This is a genomic window from Streptomyces sp. NPDC052042 (assembly GCF_044548345.1).
Classification (GTDB): domain Bacteria; phylum Actinomycetota; class Actinomycetes; order Streptomycetales; family Streptomycetaceae; genus Streptomyces.
In genome coordinates, this window is record NZ_JBIUBU010000003.1 from 451,010 (window position 1) to 468,138 (window position 17,129).

The 17,129-nt window shown below is 73.2% G+C and carries 12 protein-coding genes; 7 read left to right on the forward strand and 5 right to left on the reverse strand.

Annotation, left to right across the window (positions count from 1 at the left end; translation table 11 throughout):
• The first annotated feature begins 121 nt into the window (after positions 1-121).
• From ACIHCL_RS09355 to ACIHCL_RS09385, 7 genes are all read left to right on the forward strand, one after another.
• A complete protein-coding gene (locus tag ACIHCL_RS09355) occupies positions 122-406 on the forward strand; it encodes a YlxR family protein (protein ID WP_399858859.1) in 285 nt (94 codons plus the stop codon).
• A gap of 146 nt (positions 407-552) precedes the next feature.
• Positions 553-3,597 carry a translation initiation factor IF-2 gene (gene infB, locus ACIHCL_RS09360; RefSeq protein WP_399858862.1) on the forward strand — a complete coding sequence of 1,015 codons (3,045 nt, stop codon included), beginning with the start codon at positions 553-555 and terminating at the stop codon, positions 3,595-3,597.
• Positions 3,598-3,765: 168 nt separating this feature from the next.
• Positions 3,766-4,059: a DUF503 domain-containing protein gene (locus ACIHCL_RS09365; RefSeq protein WP_399858865.1), complete on the forward strand. Its 294-nt coding sequence runs from the start codon at positions 3,766-3,768 to the stop codon at positions 4,057-4,059.
• 83 nt (positions 4,060-4,142) lie between these two features.
• Positions 4,143-4,595, forward strand: a complete 453-nt coding sequence (gene rbfA, locus ACIHCL_RS09370; RefSeq protein WP_399858868.1) for a 30S ribosome-binding factor RbfA — start codon at positions 4,143-4,145, stop codon at positions 4,593-4,595.
• Positions 4,592-5,542, forward strand: a complete 951-nt coding sequence (gene truB / locus ACIHCL_RS09375; protein ID WP_399858871.1) for a tRNA pseudouridine(55) synthase TruB — start codon at positions 4,592-4,594, stop codon at positions 5,540-5,542. The genes rbfA and truB overlap by 4 nt, the downstream gene beginning before the upstream one ends.
• Before the next feature lie 207 nt (positions 5,543-5,749).
• Positions 5,750-9,577: a trypsin-like peptidase domain-containing protein gene (locus ACIHCL_RS09380; RefSeq protein ID WP_399858874.1), complete on the forward strand. Its 3,828-nt coding sequence runs from the start codon at positions 5,750-5,752 to the stop codon at positions 9,575-9,577.
• Between the two features lie 108 nt (positions 9,578-9,685).
• Positions 9,686-10,639, forward strand: a complete 954-nt coding sequence (locus tag ACIHCL_RS09385; RefSeq protein ID WP_399858876.1) for a bifunctional riboflavin kinase/FAD synthetase — start codon at positions 9,686-9,688, stop codon at positions 10,637-10,639.
• A 199-nt stretch (positions 10,640-10,838) separates the two neighbouring features.
• Here the strand turns inward: ACIHCL_RS09385 and ACIHCL_RS09390 are convergent, their stop codons facing one another.
• The 5 genes from ACIHCL_RS09390 to ACIHCL_RS09410 all read right to left on the reverse strand — a co-directional run bounded on the left by ACIHCL_RS09390 (position 10,839) and on the right by ACIHCL_RS09410 (position 17,013).
• The gene (locus tag ACIHCL_RS09390) at positions 10,839-11,852 is read right to left on the reverse strand and encodes an ABC transporter ATP-binding protein (protein WP_399858879.1); all 1,014 of its coding nucleotides are present in this window, start codon (positions 11,850-11,852) and stop codon (positions 10,839-10,841) included.
• Positions 11,849-12,880, reverse strand: a complete 1,032-nt coding sequence (locus ACIHCL_RS09395) for an ABC transporter ATP-binding protein (RefSeq protein ID WP_399858883.1) — start codon at positions 12,878-12,880, stop codon at positions 11,849-11,851. The genes ACIHCL_RS09390 and ACIHCL_RS09395 overlap by 4 nt, the downstream gene beginning before the upstream one ends.
• On the reverse strand, positions 12,877-13,812 hold the full coding sequence (locus tag ACIHCL_RS09400; protein ID WP_399858885.1) for an ABC transporter permease: 936 nt from the start codon (positions 13,810-13,812) through the stop codon (positions 12,877-12,879). Before ACIHCL_RS09400 ends, ACIHCL_RS09395 begins: the two co-directional genes overlap by 4 nt.
• Entirely contained in the window at positions 13,809-14,891 is a 1,083-nt protein-coding gene (locus tag ACIHCL_RS09405) for an ABC transporter permease (RefSeq protein ID WP_399858887.1), read from the reverse strand. The genes ACIHCL_RS09400 and ACIHCL_RS09405 overlap by 4 nt, the downstream gene beginning before the upstream one ends.
• 241 nt (positions 14,892-15,132) lie before the next feature.
• Positions 15,133-17,013: an ABC transporter substrate-binding protein gene (locus tag ACIHCL_RS09410; RefSeq protein ID WP_399858889.1), complete on the reverse strand. Its 1,881-nt coding sequence runs from the start codon at positions 17,011-17,013 to the stop codon at positions 15,133-15,135.
• Positions 17,014-17,129: the final 116 nt, after the last annotated feature.

Here is a 17,129-nt window from a genome sequence, read left to right on the forward strand (position 1 = left end):
CGTCGGCGCTGGGCGATTTCGCGCAGGTCGCGGGAATAATCCCCGGGCGGCGTAGCGCTGTGACAACAACATGCGTTCGATTTTTGCCCCAAAGGGGTGAGGTCGGTGTGGGGAGGTAGACTTGGACGCGTCTGGCCGGACGCAGGCCCGCGCGTGCCCTGAGCGAACCTGTGTGGGGTGCCGGGAGCGGGCGGCCAAGCACGAGCTGCTGCGCATCGTGGCGGAAAGGGACGCCTGCGTCCCCGATCCTCGCGGTACGCTGCCCGGCCGGGGTGCTTACGTACACCCCGTCTCTGTCTGTCTGGACCTGGCGGTTCGCCGCCGCGCATTCCCCCGGGCCTTCAAGGCCAAGGGGCCGTTCGACACCACCGCGCTGCGGGGGTTCGTCGAGCGGGTGACACCGTAAGAAGTGAACGGCACGGAACCCCGTGCGGTCAGGTACCTCGCGAGTCGGAAGTAGGTCGAGATTGCGATGAGCACTCGATGAGTACGCGATGAGTACGCCCATGAAGTAGCGACGGTCCGGCGGTAACCGGACCTAAAAGGAGCGAAGTGGCTAAGGTCCGGGTATACGAACTCGCCAAGGAGTTCGGTGTGGAGAGCAAGGTCGTCATGGCCAAGCTCCAGGAACTCGGTGAATTCGTCCGTTCGGCGTCCTCGACGATCGAGGCGCCGGTTGTACGCAAGTTGACTGACGCACTGCAGGGGCCCGGCGGCAGCGCCGGCAAGCCCGCTGCCAAGCCTGGCGCGCCCCGCAAGGCGTCGCCCGCAAAGCCCTCGGCGCCCTCCCCGGCCGCCGCGGCACGTCCTGCTGCCCCGAAGCCCGGCGCCTCGGCCCCCAAGCCGAGCCCCGCCGCCCCGTCGGGCAGTGCCCCCGGGCCGCGCCCCGGCCCGCGTCCGGCGCCGAAGCCCGGTCCGGCGACCCCGGTCCCGGCCGCCGAGTTCTCGGCTCCGGCTCCGGCCCCGGCCCAGCCGGCCGCCCCGCAGCCGCAGACCCCGCGTCCCACCGGCGGCACCCCCGGCCCGCGCCCCGGCACCCGTCCGGGCCCGTCCGGCGGCCAGCGCGGTGAGCGTCCGGCACGCCCCGGTGGCCAGGGAGGCGCACGCCCCGGCGGACGTCCGGCCGGTCCCCGTCCGGGCAACAACCCCTTCACGTCCGGTGGCTCGACGGGCATGGCCCGTCCGCAGGCACCCCGCCCCGGCGGCGCCCCGCGCCCCGGCGGCCAGGACCGTCCGGGCCCGCGCCCGCAGGCCGGTCCCGGCGGGCCGCGCCCCCAGGCCGGTCCCGGTGGCCCGCGTCCCCAGGCCCCGGGCGCTCCCCGTCCCACCCCGGGCAACATGCCGCGCCCGCAGGCGCCGCGTCCGGGCGGTGGCCCCGGTGGTAACCGCCCGAACCCGGGCATGATGCCGCAGCGTCCCGCAGCCGGTCCGCGTCCCGGTCCCGGTGGCCGTGGTCCCGGCGGTGGCGGCGGCGGTCGTCCCGGTGGTGGCGGCGGCGGTCGTCCCGGCTTCGCGGGTCGTCCGGCCGGTCCCGGCGGCGGTGGCGGCGGCTTCGGCGGTCGTCCCGGCGGTGGCGGCGGCGGTGCCGGTCGTCCCGGCGGCGGTGGCGGCGGCTTCGGCGGTCGTCCCGGCTTCGGCGGTCGTCCCGGCGGCCCCGGTGGCCGCGGTGCCACGCAGGGCGCCTTCGGCCGTCCCGGCGGTCCGGCGCGTCGTGGCCGCAAGTCGAAGCGGCAGAGGCGCCAGGAGTACGAGGCCATGCAGGCCCCGTCGGTGGGCGGCGTCATGCTGCCCCGCGGCAACGGGCAGTCCGTCCGTCTGTCGCGCGGTGCCTCCCTCACCGACTTCGCGGAGAAGATCAACGCCAACCCGGCGTCGCTCGTCGCCGTGATGATGAACCTCGGTGAGATGGTCACGGCCACGCAGTCCGTCTCCGACGACACGCTTCAGCTGCTCGCCGACGAGATGAACTACGTCCTGGAGATCGTCAGCCCGGAGGAGGAGGACCGCGAGCTGCTCGAGTCCTTCGACATCGAGTTCGGCGAGGACGAGGGCGGCGAGGAAGCGCTCACCGCGCGCCCGCCGGTCGTGACCGTCATGGGTCACGTCGACCACGGAAAGACCCGGCTGCTGGACGCGATCCGCAAGACGAACGTCGTCGCGGGCGAGGCCGGCGGTATTACGCAGCACATCGGTGCGTACCAGGTCTCCGCCGCGGTCAACGGCGAGGACCGCAAGATCACCTTCATCGACACCCCGGGTCACGAGGCGTTCACCGCCATGCGTGCCCGCGGTGCGAAGTCCACCGACATCGCGATCCTCGTGGTGGCGGCGAACGACGGTGTGATGCCCCAGACGATCGAGGCGCTGAACCACGCCAAGGCGGCCGAGGTGCCGATCGTGGTCGCGGTCAACAAGATCGACGTCGAGGGCGCCGACCCGACGAAGGTGCGCGGTCAGCTCACCGAGTACGGCCTGGTGGCCGAGGAGTACGGCGGCGACACCATGTTCGTCGACATCTCCGCCAAGCAGGGGCTGCACATCGACGAGCTGCTGGAGGCCGTGGTCCTGACCGCGGACGCCTCGCTCGACCTGCGGGCCAACCCGGAGCAGGACGCGCAGGGCATCGCGATCGAGGCCCACCTCGACCGCGGGCGCGGCGCCGTCGCGACCGTCCTCGTCCAGCGCGGTACGCTCCGCGTCGGCGACACGATGGTCGTCGGTGACGCCTACGGCCGTGTGCGCGCCATGCTCGACGACAAGGGCGGGAACGTCGAGGAAGCGGGTCCGTCGACCCCGGTCCTCGTGCTCGGTCTCACCAACGTCCCGGGTGCCGGCGACAACTTCCTCGTGGTCGACGAGGACCGCACGGCCCGGCAGATCGCCGAGAAGCGTGCCGCCCGCGAGCGCAACGCCAACTTCGCCCGCAAGGGCGTCCGGTTCTCCCTGGAGAACCTCGACGAGGCGCTCAAGGCCGGTCTGGTCCAGGAACTCAACCTCATCATCAAGGGCGACGCGTCCGGTTCGGTGGAGGCCCTGGAGTCCTCGCTGCTCCAGCTCGACGTCGGCGACGAGGTCGACATCCGGGTCCTGCACCGCGGCGTGGGTGCGGTCACCGAGTCGGACATCGACCTGGCGACCGGCTCCGACGCCATCGTGATCGGCTTCAACGTGCGCGCCGCCGGGCGTGCGCAGCAGATGGCCGAGCGCGAGGGTGTGGACGTCCGCTACTACTCGGTCATCTACCAGGCGATCGAGGAGATCGAGGCGGCCCTCAAGGGCATGCTCAAGCCGGAGTACGAAGAGGTCGAGCTCGGCACGGCGGAGATCCGCGAGATCTTCCGCTCGTCCAAGCTGGGCAACATCGCCGGTGTGCTCGTCCGGTCCGGCGAGGTCAAGCGCAACACCAAGGCGCGCCTGCTCCGCGACGGCAAGGTCATCGCGGAGAACCTCACCATCACCGGTCTGCGCCGCTTCAAGGACGACGTCACCGAGATCCGCGAAGGCTTCGAGGGTGGTATCAACCTCGGAAACTTCAACGACATCAAGGTCGACGACATCATCGCGACGTACGAGATGCGCGAGAAGCCGCGAGGCTGATCCGCAGGGGCTGCGGGGGACACCTCCCAAAGCTCTCCGCAACAGTCGGGGCCGGTCGACGGATCGTATTTCCGTCGATCGGCCCCGGCCGTTCCGTGTACGGTTCTGGGTGTCCCTGCCAAGCGCTGGCAGGGCGTGAACCCGAACCGGCGGGACATCCGGACATTCATGTATGTGGGGACACTGTCCTTCGATCTGCTGCTCGGCGACGTACGGTCGTTGAAGGAGAAGCGCTCCGTCGTCCGTCCCATCGTGGCCGAGCTCCAGCGCAAGTACGCGGTGAGCGCGGCGGAGGTGGGCGGCCAGGATCTCCACCGCAGGGCGGAGATCGGCCTCGCCGTGGTCTCCGGGGACACCCGGCACCTCACAGATGTCCTGGACCGGTGCGAGCGGTTGGTGGCCGCCCGCCCGGAGGTGGAGCTGCTGTCCGTACGACGGCGGCTGCACAGCGACGAAGACTGAGCACGTAAGAAGGAAGGGACGGCGAGGGGTGGTGGGAGCCACCTCTCGGTGGCCTGTCCCGAAGCTGAGAAGGAGACGGACCAGTGGCCGACAACGCGCGGGCGAAGAAGCTGGCGGACCTGATCCAGGAGGTGGTCGCCCAGAAACTGCAGCGCGGTATCAAGGACCCCCGTCTGGGCACGCACGTGACCATCACGGACACCCGGGTCACCGGCGACCTGCGGGAGGCCACGGTCTTCTACACGGTCTACGGGGGCGACGAGGAGCGGGCGAGCGCGGCGGCCGGGCTGGAGAGCGCCAAGGGCGTGCTGCGCTCGGCGGTCGGAGCGGCCGCGGGGACCAAGTTCACCCCCACACTGACGTTCGTGGCCGACGCCCTCCCCGAGAACGCCAGGACGATCGAGGACCTCCTCGACCGGGCCCGGGCCTCGGACGAGCGCGTGCGCGAGGCCTCCTCGGGCGCCACGTACGCCGGTGGCGCCGACCCGTACCGCAAGCAGGACGGCGCGAACGACGAGGACACCGCCTCCGAATGACATCGCAGAACAGGACGGCCGGCCGGGGCGGCGGGAAGACGGCCCCGGGCCGGGGCGGCACGGGGCCCGAGGACGGCCTGGTCATCGTCGACAAGCCGGCCGGCTTCACCTCGCACGACGTCGTCGCCAAGATGCGCGGCATCGCCCGGACCCGGCGCGTCGGCCATGCCGGCACCCTGGACCCGATGGCGACGGGTGTCCTGGTGCTCGGCGTGGAACGGGCCACCAAGCTCCTCGGCCACCTGGCGCTGACCGAGAAGGAGTACCTCGGCACGATCCGGCTCGGCCAGACCACCGTCACGGACGACGCGGAGGGCGAGATCACCTCGTCCACCGACGCCTCCGGGGTGGCCCGGGAGGCCATCGACGCCGGGGTCGCGGCCCTGACCGGACCGATCATGCAGGTGCCGTCCAAGGTCAGTGCCATCAAGATCGACGGCAAGCGGTCCTATGCCCGGGTGCGGGGCGGCGAGGAATTCGAGATCCCGGCCCGCCCGGTGACGATCTCGTCCTTCCGCGTCTACGACGTGCGCGAGGAGACCGCCGAGGACGGCACACCGATGATCGACCTGGTCGTCTCCGTCGTCTGCTCCTCCGGTACGTACGTCCGCGCGATCGCCCGCGACCTCGGCGCCGGGCTCGGCGTCGGCGGCCATCTGACCGCGCTGCGCCGCACCCGGGTCGGGCCGTACGGACTCGACGTGGCGCGGACGCTCGACCAGCACCAGGAGGAACTGACCGTGATGCCGGTGGCCGAGGCCGCCGCTTCCGCGTTCCCCCGCTGGGACGTCGACGAGAAGCGGGCCCGGCTGCTGCTGAACGGGGTGCGGCTGGACATGCCCGCCTTCCCGCCGGGACCGGTCGGGGTCTTCGGGCCCGACGGGCGCTTTCTGCTCCTCGTCGAGGAGCAGAGGGGGAAGGCCAAGAGCCTCGCCGTCTTCGCCTGACCCGGCCCTGCAGGTCCGGGCCGACGACCCCGTGGGGCGGGCGCGAACATCGCACCCGCCCCACGGGGTCGTCGGCGGTCTCAGCCCATCCGAGACGCATGGAATTCACCCGGACGAGCGGGCGCGAGGGGTGAAGCAGGGGTGTTCCGGGGGTGCATTCGACCCGAGTGGCCCGCGCGCCGATCGTCGCCGACCTAACGTCGGACCATGCGAAGCGGGGACCGGACAGCGCTGGTACGAATCTGCGATCCGGCCGGGCGGCCGCGGGGGACCGGTTTCGTCGCCGACGACCGGGGCACGGTGGTGACCGCCCATGAAGCGGTCAGCGGCCTCGACCGGCTCGTCCTGCACGGGCCGGACGGCCGTCGCCACCGCGCCGGGGCCGGGGACGTCATCGCACTGCCCGGTCTGGGCCTCGCCCTGCTCCGCACGGGAGGCCCCTCCGCCCTCGGCGTGGAACCGGTTCCCATCGCGTCCCGGAGCCGGATCGGCGCCGGGACGTACGTGACGATCGCCGCCCACGGCTGGCGCGAGGCCAGGGTGCTGGGCACCTGCCCGGTGACGTACGCCTCGGACGGGCACCGCCACCGGATCGAGGGCGCGCTGGAGCTGGCGCTCGGCACGGGCGGCGCGGACGCGCTGCGGCTCGGCGGTACGGCAGGCGGGCCCGTCGTCGACCCGGACAGCGGGGCGGTCATCGCCGTGCTGGGTACCGCCCTGGAGGCCGGGCACCCCGCAGCGGGCCTCGCCGTGCCGCTCGGCGGCACCGGTGCCGACGGCCCGCTGGGCGAGCTGCTGCGCCGCAACGCGACGGGCGTCCCGGGGTACGGGCGTGATCTGAACCTCGCGGGAGTCCTCCATCTGACGGCCACCTCGCTGGACGCGGCGAGCGGGCCGTCCCACTGCCCCGATCCGGTGGAACGCCCCCACGTCACGGCGGAGTTCGCCCACTTCACGTTCCCCGCGGGGCCGCCGTCCGCGACGGCGGACGGACCCGCCGTGGTCCTCGGTCTGGTCGGGACGCCGGGCACCGGCCGCACCACCGAACTGGCCGCGCTCGCCGCCCGGCGGGCCCGCGGGCCGGTGCCCGCCCCCACCCTCTGGCTGCGCGGCGCCGATCTGCTGGCCGACGACGCGTCGGTCGCCGACGCCGTCGGCCGTGTGCTCCGAAGGGCCGGGCGCATCGCGTCCGCCGCGGGTGCCCGGGGCGACATGACGACAGCCGTCCCCGAAGCGGTGGCCCGGCTGGCCTCGGGGAACGGGAACCCGCTGCTCGTCCTGCTGGACGGGCCCGAGGAGATGCCGCCCGCGCTCGCCCACGGCCTGGCCCGGTGGGCCGGCGGAACCGTGGACTGGCTGCGCGCCCATGACGTACGGCTCGTCATCGCCTGCACCCCCGGGCACTGGGAGACGGCCGGCGCGCTCCTGCCGTCCGGGGCGGTGCACCGGCCGGCACGGCGGGCCGGACGGTTCCCGTACGCCGTCCGCCTCGGCGACCTCACCGCGAGCCAGGCCGCACGGGCCAGGGAACGGTACGCCATCCCGCCGGGCGCGCTGGCCCCCGGGCACGACCGGCACCCGCTCACCTTGCGTCTCCTCGCGGAGGTGCGCGAGGCGCTGCCGCCCGACCCCGGGGGACAACCGGACACGGACGATGTCTTCGGAGCCCATCTGGACCTGATGTGCCTGCGCGTCGCGGTCCGCCTCGCGGCCCTGTCACGTCCGGCGCCCGGCGTCGCCGCCGTCCGCCGTCTGGCCGCCCGGGTGGCCGGACAGGTCCACGAGGCGGCGCGGCGCTGTCTGGGCCCCGGTCAGGGGGAACTGGACCGCGCGTCGTTCGAGGAGGTCTTCCCCTGGCGCACCGGCTGGGCCTCGGCGGTCCTCGCCGAGGGCCTGATCGCCCCGGCGGGCGCGGGCTACCGCTTCGCCCACGAGGAGCTGGGGGACTGGGTGCAGGGCGCCCACCTGGACCTGGACACCGCGCTGCACACCCTGGTCCACCGCTGCCACGCCGAGCACGGGCCGGACGCCCGCCCCGACGGGCCGGGCGCGGCGCCCGGGGGCGAGCGGCCACAGCCCCGGCTTCCGCGACCGCGGAGCGCGTGGGACCGGCGCGACGCCGCCTCTGCGCCGGCGGCTGCTCCCGGGGCGCCCATGGCGGGGGCCGTGCCGAGGGCCGGAACGCGCACCGGACGGGAGCGCGCGCGGGGCGGCCCCGCCGCACCGAAGACGGTGCCGGGCGACCCGGCCGTACAGGCGGTGGACGCGTTGGTGACCGGACCGGTGGCGACCGGACCGGAGGCGACGGACGCGGTGGCGACCGGACCGTCGCGGCGCCCCCGCGCCCTGCCCGTACCGCGCCACCGGACCGGCCCGGTGATCCAGGCGCTGCTGCTCCTGGGACGCAGGCAGGACCCCGACGCGCTGGGGCACCGCCTGGCCGGTCTCGTCGCGGCCCTGGACCGGTCGGCGTGCGCACCCGCGCCGGGGGAGGGGGACCGGGCCCGCCACGATGCCCACTGGTGGGCCGCCCACCTGCTTTCCGCGACCCTGAGCAGGGTGCCCGATGCCCGGCCCCACCTCGGGGTGCTGCGGCTGCTCGCCGATCTCGTGGTCCGGCACGCCGTCACGGTCGAGCCGGGCGTCCCGGGGGCGTACGCCGCGTTCGGCCCGGATTTCTGGGAGCGGCTGAGGCTGCCGGAACCGGACCGGATCGATCTGCTGCGGCGCCTGGTCCCCGCCGACGGACCGCGCCGGGGCGGCCCCGGCGACGACGGCGCCACCGGGGGCCCGCCGGCCGAGGGTGCGGGCGGCGAACGGTACCTCGACGCCGTCGCGCGCCGCCTCGCCGCCCAGCCGAGGACCGTGCAACCGCTGCTCTGCGCCTGGTTCGCCGACGAGCGCCCGCTGTCGGCCAGGGACGGCGGCGCCCCGCGCCCGACCGTGGCCGCCGCCGCCCAGGCGCTGCTCCACGCCCGCCGGGACCCGGCCGTCGACCATCTGACCGATGCCCTGGTGGCGACCCCCCACTCCAGGGCCGGGGAACTGCTCGCGGCGCTGGCCGAGGACGAACCGTCGGCGCTGTGCCGGGCCGTGGACCGCTGGGCCCGTGACGAGGACCGCCCCGACCGCCGGGCCGCCGCCGCCTCGTACGCCCTGCTCACCGCCGCGCACGTCACCCTCGACCGCGACCGCGCGCTGCTGCGCAAAGCCGCTGAGGCCCTGCTGGCCCGCGCGGGCGACGCCGCCTGGCACGGGGCCGCGCTCACCCTCCTCGTCCGGGACGCGGAGAGCCGGGACCACCGCCTCCCGCAGGCGCTGCGGGCCTTCGTCGCGGGCACGCCCCCGCTGACCGTCGAGGCCCTCGCCGCCGCGCTGCCCACCCACCCGGAACAGGTGCTCGCGGCGCTGCGGGAACGGCTCACCCGGTCCGGGGAGGGGGCGGGCGAGACCCTGATCGCGCTCGCCGGGACCGACGCCCCCGCGCTGGCCCTGCACGCCGCCGGACTCGTCCGCGCGTACATCGACAGCCATCCCGCCGACACGGTGCGCCCCGCCGCGTACCTGGACCGCAGGCTGGAACACGGCCCGGCCGCCCGCGCCCTGCTGCCGCCCCTGCTGACCGGGCTGCTGCGGGACCGTCCCGTGCCTCCGGCCGTGCGCGGCGCGCTCGCCGGGGTGCTCGCCGCACCGGGCGCTCCGGATTCCGTCCGGACCAGGGACGACCTGCTGGGGATCCTGCTGGATGCCGAGGAGGGCGCCCCGCGCGACCCGTGCGTGCCCGAAGCCCTGTTGAGGGCCGCCGCGGCCGGCTGCGGCGAGCGTCCCGCTCTCCGCACCCGCGCCCTGGTCCACCGCGCCGGCACGCTGCTGCACCGCACTACCGAGGGCGCGGCCCGCTGCGACCGGCTGCTGGCCGCACTGGTGCGCGAGACGCCCGGTTTCGCCGCCCTGGTCGCCGGGTGGGCGGCGGACGCCCCGAGGGAGTGGGCGGGGCTTCTCGGCCCGGACGCACGGCGGGCGATGACCGGGTAAGGGGGTCCGAAGCCGATGCCGATGCGGGCCCAGGGGCGTGAGCATGGCAGTCTTAGACCTGCGCAAAAGCAATCTCATGTACACGGGTTCGGGCGAGGAGCGGTCACAGTGCAACGCTGGCGAGGCTTGGAGGACATCCCCGAGGGCTGGGGACGCAGCGTCGTCACCATCGGCTCCTACGACGGGGTGCACCGTGGACACCAGCTCATCATCGGGCGTGCCGTGGAACGGGCGCGCGAGCTGGGCGTGCCGTCGGTCGTGGTCACCTTCGACCCGCACCCCAGCGAGGTCGTGCGCCCCGGCAGCCACCCCCCGCTGCTGTCCCCGCACCACCGGCGTGCCGAGCTGATGGCCGAACTCGGTGTGGACGCGGTGCTGGTCCTGCCCTTCACCACCGAGTTCTCGAAGCTGGCGCCGGCCGACTTCATCGTGAAGGTGCTCGTCGACAAGCTGCACGCGCGCCTGGTCATCGAGGGGCCGAACTTCCGCTTCGGCCACCGGGCGGCCGGCAACGTCGAGCTGCTCGCCGAGTCCGGTGCGACGTACGACTTCGGCGTCGAGGTCGTCGACCTGTACGTGAGCGGCGAGGCGGGCGGCGGCGAACCGTTCTCCTCCACCCTCACCCGGCGCCTGGTCGCCTCCGGCGATGTCACGGGCGCAGCCGAGATCCTGGGCCGGCCGCACCGGGTCGAGGGCATCGTGGTCCGCGGCGCGCAGCGCGGCCGCGAGCTCGGCTACCCCACGGCCAACGTGGAGACGCTGCCGCACACCGCGGTCCCCGCCGACGGCGTCTACGCGGGCTGGCTCAACGCGGACGGTGAGACGATGCCCGCCGCGATCTCGGTCGGCACCAACCCGCAGTTCGACGGCACGGAGCGCACGGTGGAGGCGTACGCGATCGACCGCGTCGGCCTCGACCTGTACGGGCTCCACGTCTCGGTGGACTTCCTCGCATATGTGCGCGGGATGCGGAAGTTCGACTCGGTCGACGATCTGCTCGTCGCGATGGCCGCCGACGTGAAGCGCTGCGGCGAGCTGGTGTCCGCGTACGAGCGCGGCTGATCCCGCCCCCCGTTCCGTACCCCGCCCGGACTTCCGTCCCGTCCGTCCCTACGCGTCCCCGGTCCCTCCTCCGCGCCTTTGACGCGTGCCCGGGGCCCCTCCTCCCGTGCGCCCGCACACGTTCCGGGGCCTCTCCGTCCGTACGCGATCGGGCCCGGGGCCGAGTCCGCCGGAACGGTCCCGGCCCCGGGCCGTCTCGTCACCCCCGGGTCCGCTTCCCCGGCCCCGCGGTCGTGGTCGCGTTCGCCCAGTGGCACGCCACCTGCGTCCGCCCGCCGCCCGCGAGCACCGGCAGCTCCTCCGTACGGCACGCCTCCGCGACGCCTGCCCGCTCGGCCTCGCCGGACTCCAGCACCTGGCAGCGGGCGTGGAACCGGCAGCCGGACGGCACCCGGGACGGGTCCGGCGGCTCACCGGTCAGCACCACGGGCTCGGTCCCGGCCTCCGGCAGCACCGAGAGCAGCGCCCGGGTGTACGGGTGCCGGGGGGCCGTGAGGATCTGCTCCACGCCGCCGGTCTCCACGATCCGCCCCAGGTACATCACCGCGACCCGGTCCGCGATGTTCCACGCCAGCCCGAGGTCGTGCGTGACCACCAGGGCCGACAGGCCCAGCTCGTCCCGCAGGCGCAGCAGCAGAGCCAGGATCTCGCCGCGCACCGAGGCGTCCAGCGAGGCCACCGGTTCATCGGCGACGAGGAGTTCCGGCTCCAGCACCAGGGCGCCCGCGATCACCACGCGCTGACGCTGACCGCCGGACAGCTCGTGCGGATAGCGCAGGAAGAACCGCTCCGGCGGCCGCAGCCCGGCCCGCGACAGCGCGCCCGCGACCGCCGTCCGCTCGTCGCCCGCGTACCCGTGGATGCGCAGGCCCTCGGCGACGGCGTCGTACACCGTGTGCCGCGGGTTGAGCGAACCGCTGGGGTCCTGGAGCACCAGCTGGACCCGCTTGCGGTACGCCTTCAGCGCCCGGCTCGTGTAGTCGAGCGGCTGCCCGCCGAAGGTCACCTGCCCGGACGTCGGCGGCACCAGGCCCAGCAGCGAACGCGCCAGCGTGGTCTTGCCGCAGCCGGACTCACCGACCAGCGCGACGATCTCGCCGGGCCGGATGTCCAGATCGACGCCGTCCACGGCGCGCGCCGGGTCGGCCCCGCGCCGGCCGGGGAAGACGACCTTCAGCGCCTGGGCGCTGAGCAGGGGAAGGGTGCTGGTCATGGTGTGTTCCTCGCTTCCTCGGCGGCCGGCCGGGCCGCGTCCGCCCCGGCCCCCACGAGCACGCAGGCGGCCCGCCGCCCCGGTCCCGACTCCCGCAGCTCCGGATCCCGCGTCGCGCAGGAGTCCCGCGCCACCGGGCAGCGGGGACGGAACGCGCAGCCGTCCGGCAGCGCCGAGGGATCCGGCGGATCGCCGGGCAGCCCGCGAGGAGCGAACCGGGAAGCCGGGTCGCCGATCCGCGGAAAGGCGCCGGACAGGGCCCTGCCGTAGGGGTGGTGCGCGTCGCCGTGGACCTCGGAGGCCGGGCCCTCCTCCACGACCCGGCCCGCGTACATCACCGCGAGCCGGTCGCAGGTGTCCGAGAGCACCGCGAGGTCATGGCTGATCATGATCAGGCCGAGGTCCTGCTCGGACACCAGCCGCTCGATCAGCCGCAGGATCTGGGCCTGGACCATCACGTCGAGAGCGGTCGTCGGCTCGTCCGCGACGACGAGGTCCGGGTCGCAGGCGAGCGCCATCGCGATCATGACGCGCTGGCGCTGACCGCCGGACAGTTCGTGGGGGTAGGCGTTCGCACGGGCGGCCGGCAGCCCCACCTGCTCCAGGAGTTCGCCGGCTCTCCGGGCCGCTTCTTCCGGGGGCGCCCCGCCGTGCAGCAGGATCGGCTCGGCGATCTGGTCCCCGATGCGGTGCACCGCGTTCAGCGAGTGCATGGCGCCCTGGAAGACGATCGACGCCCCCGCCCAGCGCACCGCCCGGACCCGGCCCCATTTCATGGTGAGGACGTCCTCGCCGTTCAGCAGGATCTTCCCGGTGACCTTCGTCCCGGCGGGCAGCAGACGCAGCAGCGCGAGCGCCAGCGTCGACTTCCCGCAGCCAGACTCACCGGCGATGCCGAGCTTCTGCCCGGCCGCGACGGTGAGGTTCACCCCGCGGACGGCGTGCGCCCCGCCCGGGTACGTCACCGTGAGGTCCCGGACGTCGAGGAGCGGGGCCCCGCGGTTGCTCGTGGCACTCGGCGTACTCAACGGGACACCCCCAGCTTGGGATTGAGCACGGACTCGATGGCGCGTCCGCACAGGGTGAACGCCAGGGCGACGACGGCGACGGCGAGGCCGGGCGGGGCCAGGTACCACCAGTGGCCGGCGCTCACCGCGCCCGCCTCACGGGCGTCCTGGAGCATGCCGCCCCAGGACGTGATCGTCGGGTCGCTCAGGCCGAGGAAGGCCAGCGTGGCCTCGGTGAGGATCGCGCTGGAGATCACCAGAGTGGTCTGCGCGAGCACCAGCGGCATGACGTTCGGCAGCACGTGCCGGAGCATGATGTGCCCGTGGCCGCCGCCCAGTGCCCGGGCCCGCTCGATGTACGGGCGGGACTCCACGGCCAGGGTCTGGGCGCGCACCAGGCGGGCCGTGGTCGGCCAGGTCGTGACGCCGATCGCGATGATGACCGTCCACATCGAGCGGTCCATCACGGTGGCGAGCGCGATCGCCAGGACCAGGGTCGGCATCACCAGGAACCAGTCGGTGATCCGCATCAGGACCGTGGTGTACCAGCCGCGGAAGTGCCCCGCGACGATGCCGACGAGCGTTCCGATGGCGACGCAGAGGAACGCGGCGAGCAGGCCGACCGTCAGGGAGACCCGGGCGCCCCACACCAGCAGGGCGAGCACGCTGCGCCCGAACTGGTCGGTGCCGAGCGGGAATGCGCCGCTGGGCGACTCCAGTGCGCCACCGGGCGCGTCGGTGACGCTCTGCGAACCGGCGCCGACGAGCTGCGGCGCGAACACGGCGACCAGCGCGATCAGGACGAGCGCGCCCAGCCCCCACAGGCCGCCGCGGTGGCGCCGGTACTCGCGCCAGAATCGGGCGGCGGACCGCCGCCTGCGGGCCCATGCCAGGGCCCGCGGGTTCTCGGCCGCCCCGGCCCCGGCGGGCGTGGGCATGGATTCGGTCGTCATCGGCCCACCCGGGGATCGAGCAGCGGATACAGCACGTCGGCAAGGGTGTTCGCCAGGATCACCGCGGTGGCGAAGACGAAGAACAGCCCTTGTACGAGAGGGAGATCGGGCACGCTGAGCGCCTGGTAGAAGAGTCCGCCGAGGCCCGGCCAGGAGAACACCGTCTCGACCAGGATCTGCCCGGCGACCACGTGTCCGAGGTTCACGAACATCAGCGTGAACGTCGGCAGCATGGCGTTGGGCACGGCGTGCCTGCGGCGCACGGTGTCGTCGCGCAGCCCCTTCGCACGGGCCGTGGTCAGGTAGTCGCTGCCCATCTCGTCGAGCAGCGAGGAGCGCATCACCAGGAGCGTCTGCGCATAGCCGACCGCGACCAGGGTGATCACCGGCAGGACCAGATGGTGCGCCACGTCGAGGACGTACCCGAACCCGCTCTCGCCGCCCGACTCCATGCCACCGGTCGGGAACATGCCGGGGATCGGGCCGACGCCCACCGAGAAGACGATGATCAGGAGCAGGCCCAGCCAGAACGACGGGACCGAGTAGAGGGTGAGTGCGAACGCGGTGTTGAAGCGGTCGCCGAGGGAACCGTTGCGCCAGGCGGTACGGGTGCCCAGCCAGATGCCGAGCGCGGTGTAGAGGAGGTACGCGGTGCCGGTGAGCAGCAGCGTCGCCGGAAGCGCCTCGGTGATCTTGTCGACGACGGGGGTGTGGAACTGGAACGAGGTGCCGAAGTCCCCCGTCAGAGCGTCGCCCACATAGTCGGTGAACTGCTTCCAGAGCGGCTGGTCGAGCCCGAACTGGTGGCGTAGGGACTGGAGTTGTTCGGCGGATACCCGGCGGCCCCCGGTCATCTGCTTGACCGGGTCGCTGGGCAGCAGCCGGAAGAGGAAGAAGCTGGTGACCAGGACGGCGAAGAGGGAGACGATCGCGCCGCCGATTTTGGCCGCGACGTACTGGAGATAGGCCCGGGTGTCGCGCGCCCGTGGACCGCGAGCGGCCGACGGACCGGCCGGGGCCGGGCCTTCGGTGTCCGCGTCCGCTGTCCGCACGAGCGCCGGAGTGCTGTCAGCTGTCATGGGGAACTCTCGTTACTCGTGCCGGTTCTCGTCCCGCACGGGACCGGCCGGTGGCGAGGACCGGCCGGTCCGGGGTGCGCTCCAAGGGTCCGGCAGCAGGCTTCGCGGCGTCCCGGGCCCGGGGTGCGCACCTCGCGGCGGCGTCGTCGAGCACCGTGCTCCGCATCGACTCGGTCCTCCGCCCGCGACGCACACACCCCGGCCGCGCTCCTGCCACCGCGCCGCCCACCGCCGGGCCCACTTACTCGCGGTCGTCCGCCGTGGCGCGACGGCGCTTCGCGAGGAACAGCCCGCCGCCCGCGAGGACGACGATCAGCGCGGCGGCACCGATCACGGCGCCGGTGGCGCTCGAACCGGAGCCGGAGCCGCTCGCCCCGTGCGCGCCCTCGCCGCCGGCCGGATCGGCCGACCACCAACTCCAGTACCCGTCCTGGCCGTAGATGTTGCCGGCGGCCTCGGGCATGGTGGTGATGGACTTGATCTGGTCGGTGCGGTACGCCTCGATGGCGTTCGGGTAGGCGATGACGTTCATGTACCCGGAGTCGTACAGCCACGACTGCATCTGCTTGACGAGGTCCGCGCGCTTGGCCGGGTCGTACTCGGCCAACTGCTTGCGGTAGAGCCCGTCGAACGTCTTGTCGCAGATGAAGTTGTCGGTGGCGGCACTCTCCTTGGCCTTGACGGGCAGTGCCGCGCAGGTGTGGATGCCGAGGACGAAGTCCGGGTCGGGGTTGACGGACCAGCCGTCGAAGGCGAGGTCGTACTCACCGGCGTACCAGGGCACGGAGACGTCGTCGCGGCAGTCGACCTTGAGACCGATGCCGAGCTTGCCCCACCACTCCTGGAGGTACTTGCCTATGGCCTTGTCGTTCGGGTCCGTGGCGTGGCAGAGGATGCGCAGGTCGAGCGGCTTGCCGTCCGGGCCGACGCGCTTGCCGCCCTTGAGCGGGTAGCCCGCCTCGTCCAGCAACTCGGCCGCCCTGGCCGGGTCGTGCGCCAGACTCTGCTCGGCGGTGGGCTTCCAGAAGTACTCGGAGAAGCGCGGCGGGATGTACCCTTCGCCCTCGACGGCGTGGCCCTGGAAGACCTTGTCCACGATCGTCTTGCGGTCGACGGCCAGGAAGAGGGCCTGGCGCACCCGCTGGTCGAGGAGGGCCTTGTTCCCGTCGCCGAACTTCTTGCGGTCCTTGGTCTGCGCGCCGGGATTGACGGCCAGGGCGAAGAAGCGGCGGCCGGGGCCCTCATTGACCTCGATGTTCTTGTCGCCCTTGAGGGAAGTCGCCTGAGCGGGCGTCAGCGCGGGGGATCCGGCGACGAAGGAGACCTCGCCCTTGCGCAGGGCGGCGACCGCGGCGTCCTGGTCCTTGTACGTCTTGAAGACCAGCTCGTCGAACTTCGGCTTCCCGCGCCAGAAGTCCTTGTTTGCCTTGAGCTTCACATACTGGTCGACCTTGTAGTCGGTCAGGAAGAAGGGCCCGTTGCCGACGATGGGGAACGTCGTGTCGTTGTTGAACTTGGAGAAGTCGCCGACCTTCTCCCAGACGTGCTTCGGGACGATCGGCACGTCGAGCGCGGCCATGGTGGCCTGCGGCTCCTTCAGCTCGATCACCAGCTTCGTCGCGCTGGGAGCCGTCACCTTCCTGAAGTTGGTGACGAAGCTGCCGTTGGCCTGTGCGGCGCCCTCGTCGGTCATGATTTTGTTGAAGGTCCAGGCCGCGTCCTCGGCGGTGACCGGCTTGCCGTCCGACCACGTGGTGCCCGAGCGGATGGTGTACGTCCAGGTCAGCTTGTCCGCGGAGGGCTCCCAGGCGGTGGCGAGGCCGGGGATCGCGTGGTTGTCCTTGGCGTCGTAGTTGGTCAGGAAGTCGTACATGAGCCGGCTGACGCTGGTGCTGAGCAACTTCTGTGCCAGGAACGGGCTCAGGGAGTCGACGCTCTGCGCGACCGCGACGGTCAGCGTCGACGTGCCGTCGGCGGCCCGTGCCTCCTGTACCGCGCCGCCGAGCGGTGCGCCGGGGACGACGGAACCAGCGGTCAGCGCCAGCGCGGCGGCACCGGACGCCAGGAGGACGCGCCGACATCTGCGCGGGCGGGTGGAGCGTGGTGGAACTCTTTCAACCATGGTCAGGGACCTCGCGTCATGACTCGCACGGAGTAGGCGGGTTGATCTACGGTTCGCCAGCTGGTGAAGCGAAGGTTTATCAGCGGTGGTCGAGCCGCGTCAACGGTCCCCGAAAT

Coding starts and splice junctions, on each gene's coding strand:
- ACIHCL_RS09365 (WP_399858865.1), top strand. CDS start 3,766: ATGTATGTGGGGACACTGTCCTTCGATCTGCTGCTCGGCGACGTACGG.
- truB (WP_399858871.1), top strand. CDS start 4,592: ATGACATCGCAGAACAGGACGGCCGGCCGGGGCGGCGGGAAGACGGCC.
- ACIHCL_RS09380 (WP_399858874.1), top strand. CDS start 5,750: ATGCGAAGCGGGGACCGGACAGCGCTGGTACGAATCTGCGATCCGGCC.
- ACIHCL_RS09390 (WP_399858879.1), bottom strand. CDS start 11,852: ATGACCAGCACCCTTCCCCTGCTCAGCGCCCAGGCGCTGAAGGTCGTC.
- ACIHCL_RS09400 (WP_399858885.1), bottom strand. CDS start 13,812: ATGACGACCGAATCCATGCCCACGCCCGCCGGGGCCGGGGCGGCCGAG.
- ACIHCL_RS09405 (WP_399858887.1), bottom strand. CDS start 14,891: ATGACAGCTGACAGCACTCCGGCGCTCGTGCGGACAGCGGACGCGGAC.
- ACIHCL_RS09410 (WP_399858889.1), bottom strand. CDS start 17,013: ATGGTTGAAAGAGTTCCACCACGCTCCACCCGCCCGCGCAGATGTCGG.